Source organism: Escherichia sp. S10b (genome assembly GCF_028421345.1).
Taxonomy (GTDB): Bacteria; Pseudomonadota; Gammaproteobacteria; order Enterobacterales; family Enterobacteriaceae; genus ECMA0423.
Map to the genome: position 1 here is coordinate 1 of NZ_JAHZSO010000128.1, position 2,495 is coordinate 2,495.

General features: G+C 52.2%; 2 protein-coding genes and 1 pseudogene. All 3 read right to left on the minus strand.

Features of this window, described 5'->3' with window-relative positions; translation table 11 throughout:
• A pseudogene (locus FTE26_RS08470) lies at positions 1 to 131 on the minus strand (DUF2190 family protein); the annotation flags it as partial.
• A gap of 41 nt (positions 132 to 172) precedes the next feature.
• Positions 173 to 2,200 carry a ClpP-like prohead protease/major capsid protein fusion protein gene (locus FTE26_RS08475; RefSeq protein WP_099949849.1) on the minus strand — a complete coding sequence of 676 codons (2,028 nt, stop codon included), beginning with the start codon at positions 2,198 to 2,200 and terminating at the stop codon, positions 173 to 175.
• Positions 2,145 to 2,495: phage portal protein (locus tag FTE26_RS08480; protein WP_149004574.1), on the minus strand; the 351-nt coding region annotated here is incomplete at its 5' end. The genes FTE26_RS08480 and FTE26_RS08475, both read right to left, overlap by 56 nt.

The window sequence follows — 2,495 nt, forward strand, 5'->3', positions numbered from 1 at the left end:
CCCACCTGCACCAGATCTCCGCTGCTGATGGCTGCACTGGCAACAATCGCCACCGTTTTTCCTTCTTCTACAAAATTCTTTGCCATAACTGTCTCCGCACAGCCCCGTTCAGGGGCTGATTTCAGGTACAAAAAAAGCCCTTACGGGCCATCAGAGTTGTTGTCTGCGACGTTTACGCCGTACATTTCACCAGACCGCGGTGATCAACTGGCGCGACACCGGCGTCAATACGCACTTTCGTTGTCACGCCATCCACACTGAAGCCCTCCATCTGATCAATATATGGCGTATCCACACCGTTGAGATAAGCCACTTCAATCGTATCGGAGCCTTTTGACGCAGCCAGGTAGAAGGTGGTCTGGCTGTTATCATCAAGACGAGGCTCTGCAATAACGGTCGCAAAATCTTTCACCGGGTTAATAATACCGGCGTTAATGTCAGCCCCCTTGACACTTGAGGAGCGAATGACCTGGTTAGCAACAGACTCCATCGCCGTCGGTACCAGTACGAACGCAGGACGAATATTCAGATGACGCTCCCCCTCTTTCTGAACGCGCATCAACTGGCGGGCTTTATCCAGCGATGCCACGTCCATTGCAGCGCTCTCCAGTACGTTTGCATGTTTCGCTTTATCGAACAGACTTACATTATCTGTGGAGATTTTCGGGTTAGACGTCAGAATGGCATAAACCAGATCGGCAATAGTGGATTTCGCCGCACGGCCCAGTTTCATCGGGACATCGGTCAGCATATTCAGATCATCATTGATAATGGCCTGACGGGTGATACTGAACAGCTCGCCATAGGTCGCCAGTGCAATAGTGGCCTGTTTATCTCCGGTGGTGACGTATTTATATTCCGCCCCTTCACGCACCTGACGCAGAGCACTGAAGCCCCCCATACCCACACGATGGGCAATTTTAAAATCAGACAACTGACCTTTCCGCGTCCACTGTTCATAGGTTTCAGGGGCATCTTCCCAGCCCTGCAGAATGGCTTTGTTCGCAACATCCAGCAGAATATTACCGAAGTCAGACGTACTGTGTGTGAACGCCGCACCGACCATCTGCATCGGGTTATAACCGGAAACCCCAATACCCCGTTCAGTCAGTGACATACGGGCATATTCACGCAGGGTCATCCCGTTGTAGACATTATCACGTTCGGTTTTTTCAAATCCGGCACGCGCCATCAGCGCCTGGCGGATCCCGTCCCCCACAAAATTACCGTTTCCGGCATAAATATGAGCCGGGGTATTTTTATTGGATGGCGTGGACTCGCGCCCCATCTCGTTCAACAGCTTTTCGCGGGCCTGCTCCAGCGAACATTCAGGATCGGCAAGACACTGAGCCTGCAGCGTCTGATAACGCCCGCCAAACATGGCAAACAGATCATTAATACCGTTTACACGCGCTTTTTGCTCTGCCAGTACCTGCGCACGGATACTGTTTTCATCCACCACGGGTGCTGCTGCCTGCACTGGCGTCCGGGAGGCTGCAGGTTCATCATCCTGTACGCGTGGAGCACTGTTGCGTGGCGGAGTAATCATGTTTCGAATGGATTCCGGCATCTTTTTAAATTCCTCTGTACGTTTTGACTGAATACATGCCATTGCCTTAACGGCTGGCGTCACCTGATCAGCAAATCCCTGTGCCAGACATTCGGCACCGGACATCCAGGTCTCATCCGCCAGCATGGCAGCAATTTCATCGGTGGTTTTCCCGGTTTTCTGTGCATAAGCGGGTAACAGAACCGCCTCAACCTTATCGAGCAGGTCGGCATAGGTGCGCATGTCCTCCGCATCACCGCCCGTAAAGCCAAATGGTTTATGAATCATCATGAAGGTGTTTTCCGGCATAATGACCGGGTTTCCCACCATCGCAATGACCGACGCCATTGACGCCGCCACACCGTCGACATAAACGGTAATGGACGCACCATGTGTTTTCAGCGCATTAAAAATGGCGATGCCTTCAAAGACATCGCCACCCGGTGAATTAATATGGAGATTAATGTGGGTGATATCGCCCAGTGCATTCAGATCACTGATAAACTGCTTCGCTGTAACACCCCAGAAACCAATCTCGTCATAAATATAAATATCCGCGTCACTCTGGTGACCAGCCTGCATCCTGAACCAGGAATTATTCTTCGGACTGGTCGTCGGTGTGCTGCGGCTCCTGTCGTTTCGTTGCGGCACTGCTGCCTCCTTTATCACTGGCCGGATCGGTATCAAATACCAGATCCAGCTTGCGGTTTTCATCAATTTCGGCCTTGCGCCGACGTTTGACATCATCCGGATTACGACCACCAGCACGTACCCAGTCTGATTCTGTCGCCGCTCCACCACGAATCTGGATTTTCCAGGCCTCAGCCTCCTTAACAGGGTCAATCCACGGCATCACCGGTCCGGAATACACCGCGGTATACAGTGAAGAACGGTCAAGATCGCGGGGTAGCCTGATAACACCGGATGCCACAGCCTGTTTCAGCCA